The 387-nt window shown below is 55.8% G+C and carries 1 protein-coding gene; it reads right to left on the minus strand.

Annotation, left to right across the window (positions count from 1 at the left end; translation table 11 throughout):
- Positions 1-264 (minus strand): hypothetical protein (locus EN852_RS35925; protein ID WP_135879693.1); only part of this gene is annotated, 264 nt, incomplete at its 3' end.
- Between the last annotated feature and the right edge of the window lie 123 nt (positions 265-387).

Below are 387 nucleotides of genomic sequence, written 5' to 3' on the forward strand. Positions count from 1 at the left end.
CACCAACTCGGTTTGGCAACGATGATGGTACATGCCGTAGTAACGCGGCCGATAGCCGTCGTTATACATGCTGTAACGGTAGTGGTTGCGGCCGTAATACGGGCCATAGTCGGAGTAGTCGCGATAGTAGCGATGTCTGGGAACGTAGTAATCGTCATCATAGCCGTTCCCGATGCCGAGCGTGATGCTGGAGGCATTGGCGGGAGCGATTACCGCCCCCGCCGAAGCGACTGCTATCACCGATGCAAGCAAGAGTTTTTTCATGACAACCTCCTCTGTAAGGTGTGTCTAAATAAACGCCGGGGACGCGACCCTGTTCCCATAAATCGGTGGATCGATGGGTTCGCACCCTATGTCGTGGCGGCGGAAGCACCTCTCGCGGAGCTT

This window comes from Mesorhizobium sp. M2E.F.Ca.ET.209.01.1.1, from assembly GCF_004010375.2.
Classification (GTDB): Bacteria; Pseudomonadota; Alphaproteobacteria; order Rhizobiales; family Rhizobiaceae; genus Mesorhizobium.